This window comes from Dyella koreensis, assembly GCF_044904565.1.
In the GTDB taxonomy this organism is placed as follows: domain Bacteria; phylum Pseudomonadota; class Gammaproteobacteria; order Xanthomonadales; family Rhodanobacteraceae; genus Dyella_D; species Dyella_D koreensis.
This window is the reverse complement of record NZ_JADIKD010000011.1, coordinates 270,777-294,274: the sequence shown is the minus strand read 5'-3', so window position 1 is coordinate 294,274 and position 23,498 is coordinate 270,777. Positions and strand designations below refer to the sequence as shown.

Sequence of the window (23,498 nt, the reverse complement as noted above, 5' to 3'; positions counted from 1 at the left end):
CACGCATACTTCACTGGATTCCGGCCTTCGCCGGAATGACGAATACCCAAGGCCCCCCTTTTTTGCTCCCGTTGTGAAAGCGTCTTCACATATTGCTCACCCGGCGCGAAGGTAGCCTTCACCTATGTGAAGACCGACGGCGGAGGCAGGGATGAGTTCTCGTGACGAACAAGCCGGACTGATCCTTCTAGTGGAGGACAACCGCCAGATCGCCGAAATGGTCGGCGAATTCCTGGAGCGCCGGGGCTACTCGGTGGATTACGCCGCTGACGGCGTCAGCGGCCTGCATCTGGCCGTCTCCAACAGTTACGACGTGGTGGTGCTCGATCTGATGTTGCCGGGCATGGACGGCCTGGAGGTGTGCCGCAAGCTGCGCAAGGAGGCCAAGAAGTCCACTCCGGTGCTGATGCTCACCGCGCGCGACACGCTGGAGGACAAGCTGGTTGGCCTCGAAGCCGGCGCCGACGACTATCTGGTGAAGCCGTTCGAGGTGCGTGAACTGGAGGCGCGCCTGCGTGCGTTGATCCGTCGCGACCGCCGCCAGGTTTCCACCGAAGTGCTGACCGTAGGTGACATGACGCTGGATACCGCCACGTTGCGTCTGGTGCGTGGGGGGCAGGAGCTCACCGTGTCGCCGATCGGGCTCAAGCTGCTGGCGATCCTGATGCGCGAATCGCCGCGCGTGGTAAGCCGGCGCGATATCGAGCGCGAGATCTGGGGCGATACCTTGCCCGACTCGGACACCCTGCGTTCGCATCTCTATAACCTGCGCCGCGTGATCGACAAACCGTTCGATCGCCCGTTGCTGCATACCATCCACTCTGCAGGCTATCGCCTGGCCGATCTCGAATCGGAAGCGGCCACGGCCACGTGAGCGCGTTGCGCGCCCTCATGAAGTAGCGATGACTTCCCGTGCTTTTCCGACAGCGGCGAACGCATTCCATCGCCGCCTGGCATGGATTTTCGGCCTGCAGATGGTGGCGGTGGTCGCGGTTTGCCTGCTTGGCATGTATGGACTGGCTCCCGCGCCGCTGACGCTGCTGTTGATCGTGGCGATCTGCGTGCTTACCTGGCTCGTGACGCGGCGTCAGTGGAAAGAAGTACGCTGGCTCGCGCGTGCGGTAAAGAAGTGGGACGAGCACAAGCCGGACCTCGGGCAGTGGCAGCCGGGCCAGCTACCGCGCCAAGCCGATGCCGACGTCGCGGTGCTCGCCCAGGGCCTGTACACCTTCGCCAGTCGTATTGCCGGCTACAACCAGCGCGAGCGCAATTTCACCCGCGACGCCAGCCACGAACTGCGCAGTCCGCTCACGGTGATCAAGATGTCTGCCGACATGCTCGCGGACGAGCTCGCGCTAGGTGAGTTCGGGCAGCGCTCAGTGCAGCGGATCAAGCGTGCTACACGCGAGATGGAGGCGCTGGTCGAGGCCTTGCTGATTCTTGCTCGCGAATCGGACAACGGACTCACCGAAGAAGACTTCGTCGTCAACGATGTGCTTGAGCGGGAACTGATCGACGCGCGCGAACTGCTGGAAGGGCAGCCGATAACCCTGCGCCTGGACGAGCCGGCGCGTTTCGCGTTGCACGGTTCGCCGCGCGTTTTTGCCGTGCTGTGCTGGCAGCTGATCCGCAATGCCTGTCAGCAGGCCGAGCAGGGGACGGTGGTCATTACCGTGTTGCCTGGCGCGGTGACCGTCACCAATGCCATGGAAGCCGATACGTACAAAGCGGATCGCCACGGTTTCGAGCTGGCGATCGCGCAGCGCATCAGCGAGCGCTTCGCCTGGCCGCTGGAGCTGCAGACGCGCGACGGCAAGCAGCACATCGCGCGCATCCGTTTTCCCAAGCCGCTACCGGCGAACGTGTAGGAGCGCACCCTGTGCGCGAAAGCCCCGCGCCAGCGGGGCCGCTTTTGCTGTACGAGAAAAGAGCAGCCCCGCTGGCGCGGGGCTTTCGCGCACAGGGTGCGCTCCTACGGTGTTTTCTAGGCAGCCTGAAGCTTTGGCGATACGACGAAACCGCAGCCGGTCTTCGCCTTCACCTCATCCACCGTCACGCCTTCCTGCAGTTCGATCAGGGTCAGGCCCTCGCCTTTCTCCACCTCGAACACGCACAGGTCGGTGATGATCAGATCCACCACTTGCTTGCCGGTGAGCGGAAGGTCGCATTCGTTCTTGATCTTGGGCGAGCCATCCTTCGCGGTGTGTTCCATCAGCACCACTACGCGCTTCACGCCGCTGACCAGATCCATCGCGCCACCCGGGCCTTTCACCATCTTGCCCGGCACCATCCAGTTGGCGAGATCGCCATGGCTCGACACTTCGAGGCCACCAAGGATGGACAGGTCGATATGGCCGCCACGGATCATCGCGAACGATTCGGCACTGGAGAAAAAGCTGGAGCCGGGCAGGGTGGTGATGGTCTGCTTGCCGGCGTTGATCAGGTCCGGATCAACATGGGCCTCGTCCGGGAACGGGCCGATACCGAGCAGGCCGTTCTCCGACTGCAGGGTGACGTCGATGCCCGCCGGGATGTAATTGGCTACCAGGGTCGGGATACCGATGCCGAGGTTGACGTAGAAGCCGTCCCGCAGCTCCTTCGCGGCGCGTTGCGCCATGGCGGTGCGGATCGGGCTTTCCTTGCCGGTATTGGCGCCGGCCACGGTGCGGAACTCGATGCGCTTCTCGTACGACGGCCCCTGGATGATGCGGTCGACGTAGATGCCCGGCACATGGATCTCATCCGGCGCCAGAGCGCCCACTTCGACGAGTTCTTCCACTTCAGCCACGCAGACTTTGCCGCAGGTAGCGATCATCGGATTGAAGTTGCGCGCGGTTTTGCGGAACACCAGGTTGCCGAGGCGGTCGCCCTTCCATGCCTTCACGATCGACACGTCCGCGTGAATGGCTTCTTCCAGCACATATTCCTTGCCGTCGAAGACCTTGGTTTCCTTGCCTTCGGCGAGCTTGGTGCCGAACGCGGTGCGCGTATAGAAACCCGGGATGCCAGCGCCACCGGCGCGCAGCTTCTCGGCAAGCGTGCCTTGCGGCACTAGGTGCAACTCCAGCTCACCGGCCAGCACCTGGCGCTCGAATTCCTTGTTCTCGCCCACGTAGGAGGCGTACACGCGCTTCACCTGGCGCGTCTTCAGCAGCGGACCCATGCCGAAGTCGTCCACACCGGCATTGTTGCCGACGATGGTCAACCCCTTGGTGCCGGCCGCCAGCAGCGCGGCGATCAGATTTTCGGGAATGCCGCAGAGGCCGAAGCCGCCCGCAGCGAGGGTCATGTCGTCGAACAGCAGACCGTCCAGAGCCTGCGCCGCGCTTGCATAAACCTTGTCCATTGCGATGCCTTCTTGCAGGGAGAGCCAGCTGCCTAGGATACGACGGATCGGTGACGGCTCATGCTGTACCAAGGTCGCAGCCACGCAGGATGGGTTCTGGGTATCCGTCCTCGGGCGGGATCGAGGACACTTGACGATTCCGTTTACACGTGTAAATTTAATTATCACTTACACGTGTAAACGGTGTGCCATGTCAATCAGTGAAGCCGAATCCGTGGTGATGGAAGTGCTGTGGCGGCAGGCCCCGCGCAGTGCCGAGGAAATCCTTGCCGAAGTCGGGCCACAGCAAGGCTGGCAGGAGGGCACGGTGAAGTCTCTGCTCAACCGCCTACTGAAAAAGAAAGCGGTAAAAGCCGAGCGCGAAGGCCGCCGTTACCTCTACATGCCTAAGTTGACCCGCGAACAGTACGTGTCGCAGGAAAGCAAAGGCTTGCTGGACCGCCTGTTCGACGGCCGGATTGCACCGCTGGTGGCGCATTTCTCCGAGCAGCGCAAATTGAGCCGCAAGGATGTCGCCGATCTGAAGAAGCTGCTGGAGGAGCTGGGCGATGATCAGCTCTGAATGGATTTCACGCCTGTGGCTGTTGCAGCTCGCCTTTACGATGGCCGTGCTCGCTGTGCTCTTGCTGCGGCGGCCATGCCGTCGATGGTTGGGCGCGGAACGCAGTTTTCAACTGTGGATGCTGCCGCCATTGGCGATGCTGGTGAGTCAGTTGCCGCACGCGATCACACACACGGCAGCGCCACCGACGCTTGTGCATATTGTCGCGACCGCTGGCGGTGCGTTTCCGGCGATGCCGCAGGCGACGATGTCTTCCGACTGGCGCACGGCGGTTGTCGCGGCATGGTTGGCTGGCATGGTGGCAGTCGGCTTGTTGGGATGGTTTGTTCAATCGCGCTATTGGCATCGACTGCGGAACGCAACGCCAGCATCGGGGCCATCCCGCTGGCCGGTTTTGTTCGCCGCGGAGCCTGAGCTTGGTCCTGCACTGGTCGGCGCCTGGCGTCCGCGCATTATCTTGCCTGCGGATTTCAAAACGCGTTATGACGAATGCGAGCAGGCATTGATTCTGGCCCACGAAGAAGCGCATGCCCGTCGTCGCGATGGCTTGTGGTCCTTGTGTGCAGTTGTCGTGGTCGCCGTGTGTTGGCCGCATACGCTGGCATGGCTGGGATGGCGCCTGTTTAGGCTGGATCAGGAGCTAGCCTGCGATGCGGCAGTGATGCGCGATCACCACGGCCTTCGCCGCCGCTATGCCCAAGCGATGTTGAAAACCCTGTCCGCAGCCAGCGCACTTCCTGTGGGCTGCGCGTGGTCTCCCCGCCATCCACTCACGGAGCGCATTGCCATGCTGAAGGAAAAGCCGAGTCTGACCCGTCACCGCATAGGCGGGTATGTTGTCGCTTTTTGCGCAAGCACGCTGGCTGGCATGGTGTATGCCGCCACGCCGGCAGTACCTGAAGGGAAAGGCGTGGCGCCGAATCACTATGGCTTGAGCATAGATGTGGCCTACAACGGCGGAGCACCGGAAACGCACTTCGCGCAATGTCTCAAACCTGGACAGTACGTTACGGTGAATGGAAGCGCCACGGGCGTGGCGGCCTGGAACGGACGTTTTACGGTAGTGCCTGCGGAGGGCGGGCAGCTCGAAGTGCAGGGCGACTTGAGTGGAGGCACCTTGGAGGAGCCGGTGCATCCCAAGGTGCGTGGTCAGCCAGGTCAGACTGCCACCATCGAAGTGGGTGAAGTGCATCACGGCGATGTGAAATCCAATCATTCCATCAGGCTGGATGTCACGGCTCGCCTGGGTTGCTGAGACATTCGGCTGAGTACGGCGGTACAGCTGGCTATACTCGCCCCGACCATCCGGGGAGAGTGATCTGTGAAGCTGTGCCGCCTGTTTGTTGCTTTTGCCGCCCTTGGAGTTGTCGCCATGAGCCATGCCGCTACACCGGTGCTGGTCATTCACGGTGGCGCCGGCGTGATCAAGCGCGAAATGAACCCGGTCCGCGAGAAAGCGGTGCGCGCGGCGCTGACCCAGGCGCTGCAGAACGGTTATGCACAGCTCAAGGCCGGCAAGCCGGCGCTCGATGCGGTGACGGCGGCGATCACGGTGCTGGAGGACGATCCCAACTTCAACGCGGGCAAGGGCGCGGTGTTCACGCATGACGGCAAGAACGAGCTGGACGCCGCCATCATGGACGGCTACACGTTGAAGGCCGGTGCGATCGCTGGCGTGCATCGCGTGAAGAACCCGATCCTGCTGGCGCGCGCGGTGATGGACAAAAGCCAGCACGTGATGCTGGTGGGCGAGGGCGCCGAGGCATTCGCGAAGGATGCTGGTGTCGAACTGGTCGATCCCTCGTATTTCCGTACCGACGAGCGTTGGCAGCAATTGCAAAAGGCGCTGAAGGAAGATGCAGCGCGCAAGCCGCACGCTGACGTGGAAACAGCCAAGCACTTCGGCACCGTGGGCGCGGTGGCTCTGGATACGCAGGGGCATCTGGCGGCGGGCACGTCCACGGGCGGCATGACCGACAAACGCTGGGGCCGTGTCGGCGATTCGCCGATCATCGGCGCAGGCACCTATGCCAATAGCGGCTGTGCCGTGTCAGGTACGGGCTGGGGCGAGTACTACATCCGCACGGTGGCCGCGCATGAAATCTGCATGCGCGTGACGCAGATGCGCGTGCCGCTGAAGCGCGCAGCGGCTGAAGTGATCAATCAGGAAATTCCGTCGATGGGCGGCAACGGCGGCGCCATTGCGCTGGATGGCAACGGCAATTTCGCCATGCCGTTCAACACCGACGGTATGTATCGCGGCTGGATTGGCGCGGATGGCGTGCCGCACGTCGCGATATTCGGTGACGAAGACGACGGCACCGGAGACCCGCTGCCCGCCTCCGAGTCGAGCAGCGGCCAATAAATTTCACTGTAGGAGCGCACCCTGTGCGCGACAAACCGGCAGGATGGCCGGTTTGCACGGAGTGGTTCGCCTGTGGGGCGAGGGCTATGGATAGCCTGGATGAAACGGCCCGACAGGGCCGTGCGCTTCATAAAATCGCGGTATTCAGAAGCGGCACTGCTAACGCAGTGCTTTCGCGCACAGGGTGCGCTCCTACGGGATGGACTTCAGCTTGGCTGGAGTGAGTTCGCCGCTGATGCCCAGTCGCGTGCCATCCGCACGGATCACCAGGGTGCGGGGCGTTTCGCCGCCCCAGTTGGGATCGATCAGGTAATTGATGCGCTCGGGCGTGGCGTCGGCATAGGCGCGTGCCGGCCACGCATCCATGGCGGTGGTGTGCAGGCGCGCGGCGATCATGTCGCTTTGGTCAATGCTGTCGGTGGCGATGGTGATCAGCTCGATCGCATCAGGTTGCGCGTGCTGCAATCGTCCCAGTGCTTGCAGGTTGGATTCGCAGTAGGCGCAGTCCAGCGCCCAGATCGCCAGCACGCGCACACCGTGCGCTGGCGGCTTCAGCAGTTGGGCGACATCCTCGGCACGTAGCGCGCTGGGTGATGCGGCTTGCGCAAGCATCGGCAAGGCCAGGACGAGCAGGCATAGAAGCCGGCGGCTCATAAGACCTCCGTAGGCACCAGACGGAAGCCCGCCGCCGTATTCCAGGCGACGAAGGCGCGGTCCTGCCACAACAGCAATTGCGGCGAAGCGGTGGCGCCCGATGTATTGGCGATCTGCCGTGCCTCGTCAAAATGCTCGCCGCCGTCGTGCGAGGTACGCAGCATGAGTTCGTAACCATGCGCGTTCACCTGATTCCACACCACCCACACCTGACGGCCACTGACCACGATATCCGCATGGCTCGCACCAGCGCCCGCGATGGCGAGGGCGTGCTTGGGCGCATGGCCAGGATCGAGCTGTCCGTACCAGACGGTGGGTTGGTTCTTCGCTTCGTACCACACCGCGTGGCGTACGCCATCGCTGTCGATGGCGAGGCCGGGGCCATGATGCGGGCAACCGGCAATCTGCCACTCGCTGAAGGTGGTGCGCTGGGCTTCGCTGGAGCGGCCGTCTCCGTGCAGCACGGCGTAGGCATGGTCACGGATGTTGTCGCCGTAGATGCCGCGGAAGAATGCGCCGATATCGCCCTGCGGCGTACGTGCCATGGCGATGCGGCAGCATTCGCAGCTCTGGTCCATCAGCTTTTGCTCCGGTGCAAAGCTGAGGCCGCCGTCGCTGGAGACGCTGGTGTAGATCGCGGCGCCGAGATAGGGCTTGCCCTTTGCCGTGGCTGTTTCGAGATCGCGCTTGTCGATCCAGGCCATCACGATGCGGCCTTGCCCATCCACTGCCATCGCGTCGAAGCGGTGAGTGATCTCGGCGCGGTCATGGTGCACCGTGATCGGCGTGGAGAAATGCGCACCGCCATCGGTGGAGCGGGCGAAGCGCACGAAGCCGGTCCATGGCTTGGCGCGCGGTTGCGACCAGCTCACGTACAACTCGTTCTGCTTGCCGAAAGCGATCTTCGGCCGGTTCTCGCCTTCGGCGTAGATCGGCTCGGCGGCGGCATTGACCAGCAGGGGCGCACTCAGCGTGCGGCCGAAATCGTCCGAGTGGCGCAATCTGATGTGTCCATCCGCGGCATCCACCAGCCACAGACGGCCTTTGCCGTCGATGGCGGCGCTGGCGCCGAGTTCCGGTCCCTTAGGCATAGCCATGCCCTGATGACCTTCATGCGCCATCAGCGCGGGAGCGATCAGGCAGAGCAGGGTGGCGATGAGTTTGCGCATGGATGGTCTCTGGTTTCGCGGCCGGTGCGATGGCGTCAATAGTCCCAGCGCGCTTCGGCGAACCACGTGCGGCCGGCGTAAGGATGGTAGACCCAGTAGTGCTCATTAGTGAGGTTGTCCACGCCCATGGATACCGTCCATGGCGGCGCAAAATTCCAGCGCAGCTTGGCATCGGCCACGGTGAAGCGGCTGACCGCGCCATAGGTGTTCACGAAATCGCTGTTATCCAGCGTGCCGTACTGGCGGCCGGAGTGACGGATGGCGAGCGATGCATCCCATCCGGGAGCGAAGCGATAGTCGGCGACAAGGGTGGCGCGCACTTTGGGGATGCGCGGGAACCATTTGCCGTTTGCCAGCGGGTACTGGCGATCGTCGAGCGTCTTGGCGTTGTTGAAGGCGACGCTGGCTTGCAGGTCAAGGCCTTGTGTCCATACATCGGTCAGGGCGATTTCGCCTTCGATACCGCGCACACGCACTTTGTCCACGTTCTGGATGTTGGTGACCGTCGGTGTGACGGTGATGTCGGTCTGCGAATACAGCGAATCGGCAATGCGATCCTGGAATACCGATACACGCCAATGGCCGTTGCTGAGATGGCGTAGCAAGGTGAGATCGGTCGACCAGTCGCGTTCGGGGCGCAGGTTGGGATTGTTGTTGACGATGGCGTTGGCCGAGATGCTGCCCTGGAACAACTCATTGACGGTGGGATAGCGCACCGCCTTGCCGCTGGCCAGGCGCAGCTGCCAGTCCTCGGCGAAGTCCCAGCTCAGTGCGGCCTTGGGCGAGAAGTCGGTGCGCTGGCGGTCGGCGTAGCGCAGGCGGGTGCTGGCGTTGGCGCGCAGGCCGTCGTAGGCGCGCCATTGCTCCCAGCGTCCACCGAGGGTGAGCGCCCAGGCTGGAGCGAAGCTCCATACGTCCTGCAGATAGGCGGCGTAAGTGCGTGTGCGTCCGCCGAAGGCACTTTGTTGCGATCCATCTGCGTTGCCACGCCAATCACTGGCGTTGTTCACGCGCGAATCCAGAATGTAGCGATCGCCATGCAGGCCGGCGTAGAGCATGTGCTGTTCGCCGAGCGGGCCAGAGCTGCGCAGATCCCAGGTTTCCCAACCCGAGCCGCCCAGATCCGCGACCGTGCCGGGACCACCGACTGCGCCGACCGGTGGCGTAAGGCTGGCAGTGCGCTGCTGCGAACGCAGGAAGTCGTACTTGCTGCCGACCGCCGTCCAGCGCCAGCCGTTGTCGAAACGGCCGTTGAGCTCCACGCCGTACAGCGCGTGGGTTTCATGCGTAGCGAAGGGAGCCAGGCCGCTGGTTGGCAACGTCCAGGTCTGACCGAAGGCGCTGATCACACCGGTGTAAACGGGGTGGCCGCCGGCATCGCGGATCAGGCTGCGCGTGCGGTCTTCAGCATGGTTGTGCCACCAGCCCAGGGTGAACTGCGCGGCGATGTGATCGGTGATATCCACGCCCACTTTGAGTTTGGCCTGGGTCTGCTCGGTGTGCTCGATGGTGTTGGCGCCGTAGACCAGGCGTGGCGTGCCGTTGGGATTGCGATCGAGCGTGGCGCCCTGCACCGGCACGGCAAGTTTCGCGTTGCCGCCAGCTTTGGCGGTGGCGTATTGCATCGGCTGGCCGTTGTTGTCCAGCTTGTTCACGGCGAGCATCCAGCTCCAGCGGCCTTGCTTGTTGCCGAGCGTGGCGGCGATGTTGCGGCCGTTATAGCGGCCGCTGCTGCCGTAGTGGTCGCTGAAATCCTGGCTCATGAATTGCGCGCTGGCGCTGGCGACGAACTTTTCCGGCAAGCGGGTATGGATCAGCACCGTGCTGCCCATCGAGTTGCCGGGATACAACGCGGAATAGGGGCCGTACAGCACGTCGACGGCGCCGATCTCTTCCGGCGCCACCATGCCCCAGCGCGGCGCGCCGTCCCAGCCGTTGGTCATCAGGTTGGAAAGCAGCAGGCCGTCGGCGTAGACCAGGCTGCGTGCGCTTTGCAGCGTGCCGGCGTTGCGGCCGCTGATGACCGCGTTGGGGTCGCCGATGTAGCGCTTGCGCACTTGGATATTGGGCGCGTACTTCAGCGCGTCCGAACTGTCGGTGACGTTGTGCTTCTGCAGTTGATCACGCGTGACGCGCACCTGCACCGCCGGCGTCTCCGTCACATGTGTGTCACTGGCGTGGACATGGACCGCCTCCAGCGTGGTCGATTGCTGGGGATCGGCGGCAAACGCCGTTGCGGAGAAACTGCCTGCGATGGCGAGCGCCAGCGTGCACAGGCGGTGCGGAGACGTGTTCAACGGCATACCCTGGACCATGGTCAAGGGTTGGCAGCATAGCCTTCCGCCAATGACGGAAAAGGTGGCGCGATGTCGCAGCGGTGCCGCGATGATGTGACGCGATCAGCTTTCGCCGTCGGGCCGCTCGCGTACCGGGTGCTTGCTCAGCTTGCGCTGCAGCGTGCGGCGATGCATGCCGAGGCGACGGGCAGTCTCGGAGATGTTGCCGTCGCATTCGGTCAGCACGCGCTGGATGTGCTCCCATTCCAGGCGGCGCAGGGCCAGTGGAGCTTCCGGTGCATCCATGACTTCATCGTCACCGGTAGCGCTGTCGCCATCGAGCAGTGCGCGCACCACTGCGTCGGCGTCGACCGGCTTCGCGAGATAGTCGTGCGCACCGCGCTTGATCGCTTCGACCGCCGTGGCGATGGAGGCGTAGCCGGTGAGCAGCAACACGCGCATGTCGGGTACCAGCGACTGCAGCTCGGGGATCAGCCGCAGACCGTTCTCTTCGCCCAGCTTCAGATCCAACACGCAATAGCGCGGATGATGGCGCCGGGTCAGCGCACGCGCTTCGTCGGCATTGCTGGCGGTGATTACCTCGAAGCCACGCGAACTCAGGGCCCGCGCCAGAACGCGCGCGAAGGTGGCGTCGTCGTCGACGATAAGCAGAGGCTGGGCAGGCTGATCGGTCATGGGACCTCCGGAACAGTGCGGACTATTGTCGCGCATCGTTGACGCAGGGAGGGGGAGGCGCGACGAAGTGTCCTGCATTATGAGTCAACTGCAAAAGCCTGCACCCCACCCGTAGGAGCGCACCCTGTGCGCGAAAGCCCTGCGCAGCAGGGCCATCTGCTTTTCCATGTGGCGAAAACGGCCCTGCTTTGCAGGGCTTTCGCGCACAGGGTGCGCTCCTACTGAGTTGTGTGGAGGGGTTAATCCTCGGTGCGGGCTGCGATCACAGCCAGCGGCAGGCGCAGGTGCATCTCTGCGCCATCCAGGGTGTTGTTGGCGGTCAGTTCGCCATTCAGGCGTTCGGCGGTGGCCTCGGCCAGGGCGAGCCCGATGCCCAGGCCAGTCTGTTTATGCGATTCGCCGATCACGGCCAGTTCGCCGGTAGCGGCAAAGCCGGGGCCGTGATCGCCGACGACCAGCTCCAGCCAGCCGCCTTCGCGGTGCGCGCTGAGCGATACCGCTTGCGATTGATTGAGCGCGGAAGCGTCGACCGCGTTGTTCAGCAGATTGAGCAGGGCATGGCGCAGGCCCGGCGGCGTGCGCAGCACGGTGCGTGCGGCATCGTCATCCAGCTGCAGGGTCAGCTCCGCTTCGGGCCGCAGCAGCTGGAAGCGTTCCAGGCAGCTATGGATAAAGCTGGCGAGACTGAGCAGCTCGGGTTCCTGCGAAAGCTGTGCTTTGCCGAACGCGACCATTTCGCGAAGGATGGTACGGCAGCGCTCGACCTGATCTTCGAGCAGTTGCAGGTCTTCGCCCAGCGCGGTATCGCCGGCGTGCTCGCGACGCAGCTCCGGCAGCAGCGTGCGCATGGTGGAGAGCGGCGTGTTGAGTTCGTGCGCGGCGCCGGCCGCCTGGGTGGCGATGGCAAGAATGCCTTCGTCGCGCAGTGCGCGCTCGCGTGCGCGCTGCACTTCGAGCTGCTGCAGGCGCACGGCGCGCGCCAGGCGATTGATAAAGAAGCCGAGCAGCAAGGCAGTGATGACAAAGTTCACGCCCATCCCGGCGACATGCAGAGAGAAGCCGGCGGTAGCGTGGTGCTGTATCGGCACCGGCAGCGGTACGTACCAAAGCAGCAGTACCACGTAGGCCACGCCAGCGAGTGCGGCCACTTCGAGGATGGCCGGCACGGATAGCGCCGCCGCGCTCAAGGCGATGGGTACCAGCAGCAACGTGACGAACGGATTGCTGGCGCCGCCAGTGAAGTACAGCAAGTAGCCCAGCACCAAGGTGTCGGCGGCGACATGCAGCACCGTTTCCCATTCGCGCACCGGCCAGGGCTGGCTCAGGCGCCACGCGGCGAATACCGCAAAGACCGCGAGCATGCCGATGCCGACCAGCAAAGGCAGCAGTGGAATCGCCAGTTGCATCCACAGGGCGCAGACCAGCACGGCCACGCTTTGTCCCGCGATGGCGCAGATACGCAGCCAGGCCAGGGTGCGGGTAAGGGCGCGGGGCCCGATGCGTTGCTTCAAGCGGCGCTGGTTCATGGAGCGGGATTCTACGGTGTCCGCCGCTCTCTCATGGCAAGAGACCCGATGTCTGCGACATCGGGTCTCCGGAATTCACTCTTCGCTATGCACGGCAGGTAGTGGCGTGCGTGACTCAGCGTGGCTGGCCGATAGCTTGTTCATCAGCGGCAGCATCACCACGGCAACCACGGTGCAGGCAATGCCGACAAAGCCGAGCTTGTTGAACAGGCTGATGTAGATCGACAGCGATTCGACCGGATTGCTGATGTGCTCCGGAATGCTGGCCAGGTTGGCTACCACGCTGCCCAGATACTGCGAGATGCCGACGGCGACGTAGTACGCGCCCATCATGAAACCACCCATGCGTGCCGGCACGTAGCGGGCGATCATGGCCAGGCCCAGGCCGCTCACCAGCAGTTCGCCCAGCGAGTAGAGGCCATAACCCCAGATCATGGTCCAGGAGGACACCTGACCATCGACGGCGCTCATCGCGCCCAGCCCGTACATGAAGAAGCCGACAGCCACGGCGGCGAAGCCGAGCGCGAACTTGAACGCTACCGAGGGATCCTTGCCCGCGCGGCCGAGGCCGTTATAGATGAAGACCAGCACTGGGCTGAGGATCACGATCCAGATCGCGTTGAGGTTCTGATACTGCTCGGGAATCCAGGTGAACAGGTGGACGCCGAACATCTCGAACGACAGGTTCACGTTGTTCTGCGCAAACAGGTTCAGCGAGGTCGCCATCTGCGCGTAGAAGATGAAGAAGAAGATTGTCTGCACCGTAAGCACCAGCGCGGCGATCAGGCCGGCGCGCTCGCTCTTCTGGCTGATCCAGATCAGGTAGGCAAAGATGCCCAGGATCACCACGCCGGCCAGAATCACCGCGCCCTTGGCAATCGACAGGCTCTGCAGAATCGCGGCCGCGATGAATACCATCGCCACCGACGCCACCAGCACTGCCGCGACGCGGCCCAGGCTCAACGGTTTTTCGTCGGCCGGCGAACCAATGTGCGCGAGCGTGCGGTGCATCAGCACATAGTTGCCCAGGCCCAACAGCAGGCCGATGGCGCATGAGCCGAAAGCGGTGTGCCAGCCCAGGGCATCGCCATAGTGTTCGCCGACGTAGTTGCGGATCCACGGGGTAGCCGTCATCGACACCATCGAGCCGATGTTCACCGCCATGTAGTAGATGGTGAAGGCGCTGTCGATGCGGGTGTCGTCGCCCTCGTAGATTTTGCGCACGAGGTTGCCGGCATTGGGTTTGAAGAAGCCGTTGCCGACCACGATCACGCCCAGCGCGCAGTACAGCAGGGTGGGATTGTTCGAGGGTATCCACAGCATCGCGTAGCCCAGGGCCAGCACGATGGCGCCGGTGATCATGGTGCGGCGCGTGCCGATCAGCTTGTCGCCGACCCAGCCGCCGATGGCGGGGGTGGCATAGATCAGCGCCGCGGCGGCGCCCCAGACGAGGTTGGCCTTGCTATCGACGAAGCCCAGCTTCTTCATCATGTAGGTGACCATCAGCACCTGCATGCCGTAGAAGCCGAAGCGCTCCCACATTTCGATCAGGAAGACGGTACTGAAGGAGCGCGTCTGGGAGACGGGCGGATTCTGGATTGCCATACGAACGATTCCGAACACGGTTATAGAGCCTGTTCCATATCTCCGCATAGCCCGCGTTGAGTCCCAGAGCGCACCGGCTGGCGGCGCGTAGCGCAGTGCCTGACTGGCCGTCAGGCCAAGCTGCGCGCCGCCAGCCGGTGCGCTCTGGGACTCAACCCTTCGGGCCGGGTCTTTTTGCCCGCATGGCGGCGTCATCACTCGGTTGTGTACGGACGTACACGCCCTCGCTCTTCCTTGCCCTGCGCGCAAAAAGAGCCGGCGCGGGCCATGCGGAGATATGGAACAGGCTCTCACTGCGACCGCGTTGCGGCCGACCCTGTCGTGGGCCTTACGAAAACCACAACCGATCAAGGGTAACGCATCTGTCATGAGGGCGTGGTTGCGCTGCAGTACGCGAAATCCTGCGGTGGAGCAACAGCTTGCGTGAGTCGGTGGGCGGGATCCTTGCCCCGAAGGGCCCTGTGGCATCATTACAGGCTTATTGCCGGTACTTTTCGGACGTTTCGGAAAGACCGCCCGACTTGGTTTACCGCCGCGGCGCCCGCGGCCCATTGATCACGGACAATCCCATGGCTGCCAGCGGCATTCGCGGACCCAAGCAAATCTGGAGCGCCTTCAAGTGGTCGATGAAGGGCTTGCGCGCTGGCTGGCAGCATGAAGCTTCGTTCCGGCTGGAAGCCTGCCTGGCTGTGGTGCTGATCCCTTTGGGGCTGTGGCTGGGGCAGGGCGCGCTGGAGAAGATCGCGCTCGTGTTGCCCGCCGTGCTGGTGTTGTCGGCCGAACTGCTGAACTCCGCGGTGGAGGCCGTGGTGGACAAAGTGAGTCCCGAATTCCACGAGCTGGCTGGCCGTGCCAAGGACATGGGCTCCGCTGCCGTGTTTCTGCTGCTTGTGATGGTGATGCTGAGCTGGGGTCTTATCCTGGGGCCGCGCTGGTTCTGATTCAGATTGCACCGGCCGGAGAGGAATGCTGCAATGGCGTCTTCCACCGGATCGGAGCACACCCATGAAATTCCTTCGCGCAATCGCGCTGCTGTTGGTCGTCACCGGTCTCTCCGGTTGTGGTTACAACGCCATGCAGCGCCAGGACGAAGCCGTCAAGGCCGCCTGGTCGGAAGTGCTCAACCAGTATCAGCGCCGCGCCGACCTGGTGCCCAACCTGGTCAACACGGTGAAGGGTTACGCGCAGCACGAAGAGAAGGTGCTGACGGAAGTCACCAATGCGCGCGCCAAGGTCGGCACCATGCAGATGTCGCCGGATGCGCTGAACGATCCGCAGAAACTGCAGCAGTTCCAGCAGGCTCAGGGTCAGCTGTCCAGTGCGCTGTCGCGCTTGATGGTGGTCAGCGAGAACTACCCGCAGCTGAAGGCCGACGGTCTGTTCCAGAATCTGCAGGCGCAGCTGGAAGGCACCGAGAATCGCATCACCGTGGCGCGTAATCGCTACGTGCAGTCGGTGCAGGAATACAACTCGATGATCCGCACCTTCCCGAATAACCTCACCGCAAAGATCTTTGGCTACCAGGTCAAGCCGAACTTCACGGTGGAGAACGAGAAAGCCATTTCCACCGCGCCGACGGTTGATTTCGGCGGCAACGCGAGCCCGGCGCCGGCTGCGACGCACTGAGATGACCCGGCGCCTGCTGCGGCTGCCGTATCTTCTGGTGACCCTGCTGCTTTTCGCAGCAGGGTTTTCCCTGGCGCATGCGGACACGGCGCTGCCCAAACTCACCCGTCACGTTACGGATCTGACCGGTACGCTCACTGCGCAACAGGTCGACCAACTGGATGCTCAACTGGTTGCACTGGAAAAGCGCAAGGGCGCGCAGTTGGTAGTGCTGATGGTGGGCACCACGCAACCGCAGGACCTGGAGAGCTATTCGCTGGCGGTGGCTGAGTCCAACAAAGTGGGGCGCAAGGGCACGGACGACGGTTTGCTACTGCTGATCGCCAAGGACGACCGGCGTGTGCGCATCGAGGTCGGCTACGGCCTGGAGGGCGCCATTCCCGATGCTGCTACCGCACGCATCACACGCGAATACATCGCGCCCAAGTTCCGCGCCAACGATTACTTCGGCGGCATCACCGATGCTGTCGGTGCTTTGACCCAACTGATCGATGGCGAAGCCTTGCCGCCACCGGTGGAAGGGCCGCATCGCGAACGCAACGGACTTGGCTTCCAGGACGTGCTGTTGATCGGTGTGTTCGTCGCCTTCTTCCTGCGCGGTATCTTCGGACGCGCCGCCGTGTGGCTACGTACGCCGCTCGGCGCGGCGATCACCGGCGGCTTGTTGTGGCTGCTGGCAGCGACCGCTGGAGCGGCGATGCTGGGTGTCGTGATCGGCGGCGTGCTTATGTTGTTGCCGGCTGGCGCAGGGCGTTCCATCGGTGGAGGTGGCTGGGGCGGCTTCGGCGGTTGGGGCGGCGGCGGTGGATTAGGCGGTGGCGGTTTTGGTGGCGGTGGCGGCGGCTTCAGTGGCGGCGGCGGCAGTTTTGGCGGCGGCGGTTCGTCGGGGAGCTGGTGACATGGGACGCGCCCAACGCTTTTTCACCAATACGTTCAGTGGCTGGTTCCAGCTGCGCCGCTGCTTTCCAAAAAGCTTGCTCGACGAGATGACGCGCGCTATCGCGGAAGGCGAGCGTCTGCATCGAGGCGAAGTGTGTTTTGCCATCGAGTCGCGGCTGGCGCCGCTGGCCGTGCTGGAGGGCCTGGACGCACGTCGCCGCGCCGAGCAGGTCTTCACCCAGCTACGTGTATGGGACACCGAGCACAACAGTGGCGTGCTGTTCTACGTGTTGCTGGCCGAGCATCGCATCGAGATCGTTGCCGATCGCGGCATTGCGCGAGAGGTCGCCAAGGCGGAATGGGATGCGGTCTGCGCGCAGATGCGTGAGCGTTTCGCGCGCGGGGACTGGCGCGAAGGTTGTCTGGATGGGATAGCTGCCGCACATGCCTTGCTGACGCGGCATTTCCCGGGGAATGACAAGGATCAACCCGATGAGTTGCCGGACCGGCCGGTCTTGTTATAGCCGTCCATTTCCTGATTTACATGGAAGAAAAGAAAAACGGCGGGCCATAGGCCCGCCGTTTTCGTCTTGCCTGTAACGATCGATCAGAACTTCTGGTTGTAACGCACGTACCAGAAGCGGCCGATGTCGTACGCCGGGTTGCCCACGAAGCTGCTGTTGCCGATCGTGTTGCTCGATGCGGTGTAGAAGATCGGGGACTTGCGGTCAAACACATTGTTGGCGCCGACCGAGAACGTGCCGTTCCACGGAGCGTTCCAACGCACCGACAGGTCGTTGAAGGCGATACCGCCGACCTGGCGCTTCGGCGTGACGCCCTGGCCCGGCGAAACGTAGTTCGGCAGGGAGCACTCCGGACCGCCGTTCAGATCGAACGAGCAATCTTCCTTCAGGCCCGAGTAGTAGCGAATGCCCCAGGTGGCACCGAAGTCGCCGTAGCTCCAGTCGAGATTGGCATTGCTGCGGATGCGCCAGGTGGAGTACTGGCCGGCGTTGTAGGAGATCACGCCGTTGCTGAGCGTCTGGTTGTACTTGCTGACGTAGTTGGTATCCACGTTGACCCGGAACTGGCCGAACGAGAACTTCGGCAGGCGGTAGGTCAGGCTCAGGTCGTAGCCTTCGGTTTCCAGCTTGCCGCGGTTGCTCAGCGTGTGCACCAGGCCGACCACCTGACCCTTGGTGTCACGCGAGAACAGGCCGCAGGCGGACTGGATGCCACGCAGGTAGCAGTCGTCCAGTACGTCGTTGGAGGTGACGCTGGTGATGACGTTGGTGATGCGGATGTTGTACCAATCCAGCGACACGTTCAGGCCGTCGACGTAGCTCGGGCTGTAGACAAAGCCCAGCGTCTTGCTGAGCGAGGTCTCGGGCTTGAGCTTTTCGTTGGAGCCCGACAGGAACGGCGTGGTCGACTGCGAGTCGGCCGCGCTGACCGGCTTGCCGGTGGAGTCGGTCTGCACGAAGCCCGGTGCCAGGCCAGCTGCGCGGCAAGCCGCGATAGCATTGGCGTTGCCGCTGGCCACGGCGCCGAAGCGCGAATCGCAGGGATCGGTGTAGCTGTCGAAGGTCTGCGACTGGCCGCCGTACAGGTCGTTGATGGTCGGCGAACGGAAACCTTCCGAGATGCTGCCACGGAACATCAGGTCGTCGATCGGCTTCCACTGGATACCGAACTTGCTATTGGTGGTGCTGCCGAAGGTGCTGTACTTCGAGTAGCGGCTGGCCAGGTCGACCGACAGCAGCTTGGCACCCGGGAGGTCAGCCAGCACGGGGATGTTCAACTCCGCGTAGGCTTCCTTGGTGTTGTACTTGCCCGACGACGAGTCGGAAGCCAGGTCGGTGGAGTTGCCGGTCTGCGAGAACCCGTCCGGACGGTTGTAGCCGGCTTCGCGACGGTATTCCAGGCCAGCGGCGAACTGCACCATGCCAGCCGGCAGCTGCACCACGTCGCCACCGATGTTGGCGGCAAGACCGCTGGTCTGGGTGCCGTAGGTGCCGTTGGTGTTGACGCCGACGTAGTTGAGCATGTCGGGGGTCATGCCGCCCCAACCCGACAGGACGTTCACCGGCGTGCAGCCGGCGATCACTGCGCCCGGACGGCCGCACTTGATCACGCCGTCGCTGTCCTTGAAGGACGGGCCGAGGCCCTGGGCGAGGTTGATCAGGTTGTAGTTGCCGGTACCGAAGACGTCGCCCTTGTTCTTGTTGAAGAAGCCGCTGACGTCCCAGTTGAAGTTGCGCTCGCCGATCTGGAACACGCCGTCAAGGCCTGCACCGACGCGGTAGGTCTTGAGGGTGTTCTTGGTCAGGCGCGGCGTTTCGACGCCACGACGCAGGAACTCGACGTCCTGTGGGGTGGTGTAGCCCTGCCGGCTGCCGAGCGGGTTGTAGTAGCTGTCCTTGTCCACCACCAGGCCCGTGGTGCCAGTGCCGAGCGGATAGCCGGCGATCTGGATGTTCGCCGTGCGCTCGGTGTAGGTCGCATCGACGTGGGCGTTGACGTTGTCGGTGATGGCGTAGTCGGCCTTGCCGAACAGCGACTTACGCTTCGCGCCATTGATCAGCATCATCTGCTGGTTGGCGTTGAAATTATCAACGCTGGGGTCGTAGGTGTGGTAGTCGCCGAGCTTGGTCGGATCGCCGCCCGGGTTGAGCTTGAGCCCATTGCCCGAAGGGTCATTGAGGATCAGGCCGCCCGGACCGAAGCCGGACAGGCCGGAGTTCGAATGACGCGGACCCAGCGGGTAACGCGAGAAGTCGCGGTCCTTCGCCCACACCGGATCGTCCTTGGCGTAGGAGCCGCTGAACACGTAGGACAACTTGCCGATCTTGTTGCCCCAGGTGAAGTCGTACTGCTGCTTGGCGCCGTCACCCTGGCCGAACTGACCGTAGTAGACGTTGGCGTCGCCGCCCTGGATGTTCTTGCGGGTGATGATGTTGATCACGCCGGCGATCGCGTCGGAACCGTAGATGGCCGAGGCGCCGTCCTTCAGCACATCGATGCGCTCGATGATCGAGGAGGGGATCGTGTCCAGGTCGGTGAAGCCGTCGGCGTTGGTGCCCCAGCGGCGACCGTCGACCAGCACCAGCGTGCGCGCAGCACCCAGGCCGCGCAGTTCGACGGTGGCGCTACCGGCATAGGTGTTCGAGGTCAGCGAAGCGGAGCGGCTGTAGCCGGCCGAGCCGGATGCGGTGATGTGCGACAGGATGTCGCCGACGCTCACGTAGCCCTGCTTCTGAATTTCCTGGCGGCTCATGGTGAAGACCGGCTGTGCGGTCTCGACGTCCACGCTGCGGATGCGCGAACCGGTGACGGTCACGGTATCCAGGCTCTTGGCCTTGGACTCATCGGCGGAGGGGGCTGGGGTAGCGTCCTGTGCAGTGACCGCGAAGGTGTGCAGCATGAGCGCTGCAGCGATGGCGGTGGCCAGCAGTGTCTTTTGCTTCATTGTTTTGGAAACTCCGAACAAAAAATAGCCAGCTACCAGCGTTGTCGCTGGTTGTCTGGATATCTGGGATGGCACGCCAAGCTGGGGAAGCTCGCGTGCCCCGGCATCGCCGAAGCTTGGGGGAAACGGTCGATGTGAGTCCGAAGTTAAAACAAGGTGACAGTTTGGTGCAAGTTAAGTTTCGAAGATTCCCATGATCGCAAGTAGTTGCGCAGATTGGGATTGATTCGCAAAAAAGGGCGCCGAGGCGCCCCTCTGATGCCATTCTCGTGAGTTTTGCGACGGCTAATTGCTGGCCGTATTCGGGCTGTTTCCGATGTGCTTGTCGAGGAAGACCTGCAGGGTCTTATAGAACTCAACGATGTTCTTTTCATCGTAGAAGCCGTGACCCTCGCCAGGCTTGGACAGCCATTCATACGGCTTGTGGGCGGCATCCATCGCCGCACGCATGGCCTTGGCCTGGGCAAACGGGGCGCGCACATCATCTTCGCCGTGCACGAACAGGACGGGGACGGAGATCTTGTCGGCCAGTTTGTCGGGCGAGTTGGCGACAAGATCGGCGTCATCCTTGCCGATGACCGCGCGCAGATAGCTGCGGCCTGTTTTTTCTTCGCGCACATCGCCCTTCTTGTACATCATCGCCAGGTCGTAGACGCCGGCGTAGCCCACCGCGCACTTGAACATGTCCGGCGCGCGGATGGTGGTCATCATCGCCGAGTAGCCGCCGAAACTCGCGCCGTAGACGCAGACGCGCTTCGGATCGGCGTAGTTCTCAGCAATCGCCCATTTCACGCCATCGATCAGATCCTGCTGGATACGCGTGCCCCACTTGAGATAGCCGTCTTCAGTGAAGTTGCGGCCGCGTCCATCGGAACCGCGGTAGTTGACCTGCAACACCAGATAGCCGCGGCTGGCGAGGAACTGCGCGTCGCGATCGTAGAACCAGTCGTCGTTGATGCCATGCGGGCCGCCATGAGGCAGCAGCACCATCGGCAGATTGGCTTCGCCGCGGCCAGGCGGAATGGTCAGGATCGCCTCGAGCTCCATGCCGTCGCTGGCCTTGAAGCGCAACGGCCGCCGTTCGGCCATGCGTGCGGGATCGATCCAGGGATGCGAGGTGAAAAGCTTGTTGACCTTGTTGGTCTTGGTGTCGAGCAGATAGTAGGTGCCGGGATCGCGGTCACTGGATACGGAGAACAGCAGTTGGCCGCCATCCTCGCTGTAGTTGATGAAGCGCACATAGCCGCGGAAAGCCTGGCTCAGGGCCATGTGCAGTTTGGCGGCAGGCAGGCCGGGATCGATGTAGTTGGCTTTGGGGATGCCGGTGTCGAGAATGGTTGCGAACGGTTGGCGCGGCATCGGCGTCCATTCGATCGAACGGATGTTGCTGAAGCTGTCTTGAGCCAGCACTTTGCGGTTGCCGCCGTCCTCGTCCTGTTCCACCAGTGACATCGGACCGCCTTCCCGTGAGTAGAACGCATAGACGCGCTTCTGGTCCGGTGTGTTGGCGAGCGGTGCGAAGCTGCGGTAGTCCTTGCTGGTATCCAGCGGTGCCCAGGCGCCGTTCTGCCTGCGGTAGGCCACGAAATCGAAATTGTCGTTGGTGCCGTAGGCGTAATGCACTTCGCCGTCGTTGCCGACCATGAAGCTCATCCCGCTCACGCTGATGTCGCCGATCAGGCGGCGGGAGTTCTTCACCGCATCGACGTCATACAGCGCGTAATGCCCCTTGTTGTCCCACGACTCGGTTTCCATGTAGACGTGCCCATTGGAAGGCCTGGGCCGCCCGACGATATAGCCCCAGCCCTTGTCGCCCGAACGGGTGGTGGCGCGGGTGCCGAGGTTGTCGTAGCCGTAGATGTAATCCACGTGCTTGCCGTCCAGATCGGTGGCCAGCACTTCGCCGTAAAAGGCGGGTTTGTCGAGCGAGCCGTTCTCTTTGCCCTTCTGCACCACCAGACGGGTGGGGCTGACCCAGATGATGTCGAGCGGAATCTCGAACTTGGGCATGCGCAGCATGCTGATCGGCTTCTGCATGTCGGTGACGTTGTAGACCATCACCGCGTGATTGTGATTGTCGTAGTCATCCATGCGCACCGCGATGTGCAGACCATCGGGCGATAGCGTGGGATCGGAAATTTGTGGGCGGCGCGCGAAGTCCTCGACCGGTATCAGGTCGGCCGCATAGGTGATGGCGGGCAACAACAGGCAGGCTGCGGACAACGCGGTCCGCATCAGACGGTGTGACATGTATTTCCCCCTGAACACGCCCCTGTGTGCGCTACCGGCCGGCGGGGCATCGCGGCCCGGTGGACGGTTGCGTGATCGGCGGGCTCTTCGCTACGCCCCGCAGGCCGCCGTCACTCCCCAGTAACCGGCGGTTGCCATCCGGCGGCGAGTGTAGCCACGGCGTGAAGCAGACGGGAAGGGGGCTGCCCGCGACGGCGGCCGGGCCGGCTACACTGTGCCTTTGCCGCCACACTTTTTGCCCATGTCGCTGCCTTACACCGTAGACATCCAGCCGATCGCCTTCAGCCTCGGTCCGATTCATGTCCATTGGTATGGGCTGATGTATCTGGGCGGTTTCCTGGGGGCCTGGCTGCTGGCCGAGTATCGCCGCGGCCTTGGCCGCCTGCCGGTGTCGCGGGACGCCCTGGGTGACCTCGCGTTCTACGTGATGATGGGGGTGATCATCGGCGGTCGCGTCGGCTACATGTTGTTCTATACCGACATCCATTGGATCTGGACCGACCCGCTGGCGCTGTTCCGGGTGTGGGACGGCGGCATGAGTTTCCACGGCGGGCTGCTTGGCGTGCTCACTGCCGTGCTGTGGTGGTCGCGCCGGCACCAACTGCATTTCTTCGACACCGTGGATTTCATCGCGCCGATGGTGCCGATCGGCCTGGGCCTGGGGCGGCTGGGCAATTTCATCAATGGCGAGCTGTGGGGCAAGCCGAGCGACGTGGCCTGGGCCATGATCTTTCCCAATGCGCCAGACCGCCTGCCGCGTCATCCGTCGCAGTTGTACGAGATGCTGCTGGAGGGCGTGGTGATGTTTACCGTGCTGTGGGTGGTGTCGATGAAGCCACGCCCGCGCTATCTGATCTCGGGCCTGTTCGCACTGCTGTACGGCTGCTTCCGTTTCGCCGTGGAGTTTGTGCGCCTGCCGGACCCGCAGCTGGGCTATCTGGCGTTCGGCTGGCTGACCATGGGGCAGATCTTGTCGTTGCCGCTGGTGCTGGTCGGCGTGGTGCTGCTGGCGTTGTCGCGCAGGGCGCCGACGCTGCGCCCGTATACCGTCGTGCTGCCGGCGAAGGAGTAAACG

General features: G+C 63.2%; 19 protein-coding genes. 10 read left to right on the top strand and 9 right to left on the bottom strand.

Features of this window, described 5'->3' with window-relative positions; all coding sequences use genetic code 11:
• The first annotated feature begins 151 nt into the window (after positions 1–151).
• Positions 152–874, top strand: coding sequence for a response regulator transcription factor (locus tag ISS97_RS13375; protein ID WP_090450813.1), 723 nt, complete (start codon positions 152–154; stop codon positions 872–874).
• Positions 875–902: 28 nt separating this feature from the next.
• The gene (locus tag ISS97_RS13370; RefSeq protein ID WP_379984002.1) at positions 903–1,868 is read left to right on the top strand and encodes a sensor histidine kinase; all 966 of its coding nucleotides are present in this window, start codon (positions 903–905) and stop codon (positions 1,866–1,868) included.
• 116 nt (positions 1,869–1,984) lie between these two features.
• On the opposite strand, the gene ISS97_RS13365 is transcribed toward ISS97_RS13370, so the two are convergent.
• Complete coding sequence (locus ISS97_RS13365) at positions 1,985–3,346, bottom strand: 3-oxoacid CoA-transferase (protein WP_379984001.1); 1,362 nt, start codon at positions 3,344–3,346, stop codon at positions 1,985–1,987.
• A gap of 190 nt (positions 3,347–3,536) precedes the next feature.
• On the opposite strand from ISS97_RS13365, the gene ISS97_RS13360 reads away from it, so the two are divergent.
• The 3 genes from ISS97_RS13360 (at position 3,537) to ISS97_RS13350 (ending at position 6,273) form a co-directional block, all read left to right on the top strand.
• A complete protein-coding gene (locus tag ISS97_RS13360; RefSeq protein WP_379984000.1) occupies positions 3,537–3,908 on the top strand; it encodes a BlaI/MecI/CopY family transcriptional regulator in 372 nt (123 codons plus the stop codon).
• Positions 3,895–5,163 (top strand): M56 family metallopeptidase, encoded by a 1,269-nt coding sequence (locus tag ISS97_RS13355; RefSeq protein ID WP_379983999.1) that lies wholly within the window; start codon positions 3,895–3,897, stop codon positions 5,161–5,163. The genes ISS97_RS13360 and ISS97_RS13355 overlap by 14 nt, the downstream gene beginning before the upstream one ends.
• 117 nt (positions 5,164–5,280) lie before the next feature.
• Complete coding sequence (locus ISS97_RS13350) at positions 5,281–6,273, top strand: isoaspartyl peptidase/L-asparaginase family protein (protein ID WP_379983998.1); 993 nt, start codon at positions 5,281–5,283, stop codon at positions 6,271–6,273.
• Between the two features lie 192 nt (positions 6,274–6,465).
• Here ISS97_RS13350 and ISS97_RS13345 read toward each other — a convergent pair whose 3' ends face one another.
• The 6 genes from ISS97_RS13345 to ISS97_RS13320 all read right to left on the bottom strand — a co-directional run bounded on the left by ISS97_RS13345 (position 6,466) and on the right by ISS97_RS13320 (position 14,199).
• Entirely contained in the window at positions 6,466–6,927 is a 462-nt protein-coding gene (locus tag ISS97_RS13345; RefSeq protein WP_379983997.1) for a thioredoxin domain-containing protein, read from the bottom strand.
• Positions 6,924–8,096, bottom strand: coding sequence for a sialidase family protein (locus tag ISS97_RS13340; RefSeq protein WP_379983996.1), 1,173 nt, complete (start codon positions 8,094–8,096; stop codon positions 6,924–6,926). Before ISS97_RS13340 ends, ISS97_RS13345 begins: the two co-directional genes overlap by 4 nt.
• Before the next feature lie 35 nt (positions 8,097–8,131).
• Positions 8,132–10,393, bottom strand: a complete 2,262-nt coding sequence (locus ISS97_RS13335; RefSeq protein ID WP_379983995.1) for a TonB-dependent receptor — start codon at positions 10,391–10,393, stop codon at positions 8,132–8,134.
• A 102-nt stretch (positions 10,394–10,495) separates the two neighbouring features.
• Positions 10,496–11,068 (bottom strand): response regulator transcription factor, encoded by a 573-nt coding sequence (locus tag ISS97_RS13330; protein ID WP_379983993.1) that lies wholly within the window; start codon positions 11,066–11,068, stop codon positions 10,496–10,498.
• A 239-nt stretch (positions 11,069–11,307) separates the two neighbouring features.
• A complete protein-coding gene (locus ISS97_RS13325; RefSeq protein WP_379983992.1) occupies positions 11,308–12,594 on the bottom strand; it encodes an ATP-binding protein in 1,287 nt (428 codons plus the stop codon).
• Between the two features lie 75 nt (positions 12,595–12,669).
• The gene (locus ISS97_RS13320; RefSeq protein WP_379983991.1) at positions 12,670–14,199 is read right to left on the bottom strand and encodes a peptide MFS transporter; all 1,530 of its coding nucleotides are present in this window, start codon (positions 14,197–14,199) and stop codon (positions 12,670–12,672) included.
• A gap of 569 nt (positions 14,200–14,768) precedes the next feature.
• On the opposite strand from ISS97_RS13320, the gene ISS97_RS13315 reads away from it, so the two are divergent.
• The 4 genes from ISS97_RS13315 to ISS97_RS13300 all read left to right on the top strand — a co-directional run bounded on the left by ISS97_RS13315 (position 14,769) and on the right by ISS97_RS13300 (position 17,228).
• Positions 14,769–15,140, top strand: coding sequence for a diacylglycerol kinase (locus ISS97_RS13315; protein ID WP_379983990.1), 372 nt, complete (start codon positions 14,769–14,771; stop codon positions 15,138–15,140).
• A 64-nt stretch (positions 15,141–15,204) separates the two neighbouring features.
• Positions 15,205–15,825: a LemA family protein gene (locus tag ISS97_RS13310; protein WP_379983989.1), complete on the top strand. Its 621-nt coding sequence runs from the start codon at positions 15,205–15,207 to the stop codon at positions 15,823–15,825.
• Between the two features lies 1 nt (position 15,826).
• Positions 15,827–16,723, top strand: coding sequence for a TPM domain-containing protein (locus tag ISS97_RS13305; protein WP_379983988.1), 897 nt, complete (start codon positions 15,827–15,829; stop codon positions 16,721–16,723).
• A 1-nt stretch (position 16,724) separates the two neighbouring features.
• Complete coding sequence (locus ISS97_RS13300) at positions 16,725–17,228, top strand: TPM domain-containing protein (RefSeq protein WP_379983987.1); 504 nt, start codon at positions 16,725–16,727, stop codon at positions 17,226–17,228.
• Between the two features lie 83 nt (positions 17,229–17,311).
• Here ISS97_RS13300 and ISS97_RS13295 read toward each other — a convergent pair whose 3' ends face one another.
• Entirely contained in the window at positions 17,312–20,173 is a 2,862-nt protein-coding gene (locus ISS97_RS13295; protein ID WP_379983986.1) for a TonB-dependent receptor plug domain-containing protein, read from the bottom strand.
• A gap of 285 nt (positions 20,174–20,458) precedes the next feature.
• Complete coding sequence (locus tag ISS97_RS13290) at positions 20,459–22,423, bottom strand: alpha/beta hydrolase family protein (RefSeq protein WP_379983985.1); 1,965 nt, start codon at positions 22,421–22,423, stop codon at positions 20,459–20,461.
• Between the two features lie 241 nt (positions 22,424–22,664).
• Here ISS97_RS13290 and lgt point away from each other — a divergent pair, with 241 nt between their 5' ends.
• Entirely contained in the window at positions 22,665–23,495 is an 831-nt protein-coding gene (lgt, locus tag ISS97_RS13285; RefSeq protein WP_379983984.1) for a prolipoprotein diacylglyceryl transferase, read from the top strand.
• The last annotated feature ends 3 nt before the right edge of the window (positions 23,496–23,498 follow it).